The 1,145-nt window shown below is 71.4% G+C and carries 1 protein-coding gene; it reads right to left on the bottom strand.

Annotated elements, in window-relative coordinates; translation table 11 throughout:
• The coding region (locus ACWD0J_RS41310) for an acyltransferase domain-containing protein (protein ID WP_451501011.1) at positions 1–1,133 on the bottom strand (1,133 nt) is incomplete at its 3' end.
• Positions 1,134–1,145: the final 12 nt, after the last annotated feature.

Here is a 1,145-nt window from a genome sequence, read left to right on the forward strand (position 1 = left end):
GTGGTGTGGGGTCCGTTGACGGCTGCCAGGTGCACTCCGTCGGGCAGGTCGGTGAGGTCGTCGGGGGGCAGGGGGAGTGAGGCCATGGTGCCGGTGCCCGCGAGGCGGGTGAGGGCCTGGGCGCGCAGGGTGACGACTGCGATCGCGTCGGGCAGGGACAGGGCGCCGGCGATGTGGGCGGCGGCGATCTCGCCCTGGGAATGGCCGATCACCGCGTCGGGGGTGACACCGTGGTGTTGCAGCAGGCGGGCGATGCCCGTCATGACCGCGAACAGGGCGGGCTGGACCACGTCCACTCGTGCCAGGGTGTTCTCGTCGTCGCTGGTGAGGATGTCGGCGAGGTTCCAGTCGCACCAGCGGGACAGTTCGTCCTGGCAGGCCGCCAGATGCGCGGCGAAGAGGGGTTCTTCGGCGGCGAGTTGGCGTCCCATGCCGGCCCATTGGGAGCCCTGGCCGGGGAAGACGAAGGCTGTTTTGCCCGCCTCCGCGGCACCTGGCCCGACGACGAGTGCCGGGTGTCCGCTGCCGGTCGCCAACGCGGTCAGTGCATCGTGCAGTTCGGCACGGTCGGCGGTGATGATTCCGGCCCGGTGCTCCAGCTTCGCCCGCCCGCTCCACAACCGGGCGGCCAGGGGAGCGGCCTCCACCTCGGGGTGGGTATCGAGGAACGCGGCCAGCCGGCCCGCGGTCTCGGCCAGGGCCTGCGGTGTCCGCCCGGACACCACCACCGGCACCGGCCCGCACCGCCCCTCCGACTCACCCCCACCCTCGCCCTCGCCCCCGGCCCCGGCCCCGGCCGGAGCCGGTTCCGGTTCCGGCGCCGCCTCCAGAATCACATGCGCGTTCGTCCCGCTCATCCCGAAGGACGACACCGCCGCCCGCCGAAGCTCCCCCGTCTCCGGCCACGGCTGAGCCTCCGACAACAAGGTGATGTGGCCTGTTTCCCATTCCACATGCGTTGAAGGCTGGTCCACGTGAAGGGTCCGGGGCAGTTGGCCATGTCGGATGGCTTCGACCATTTTGATGACGCCTGCGACGCCGGCGGCGGCTTGGGTGTGGCCGATGTTGGACTTGATGGAGCCGAGCCAGAGTGGGTGGTCGGCGGTGTGGGCCTGGCCGTAGGTGTTCAGCAGGGCTTGTGCCTC

The sequence above is a fragment of the Streptomyces sp. NPDC003011 genome, assembly GCF_053591515.1.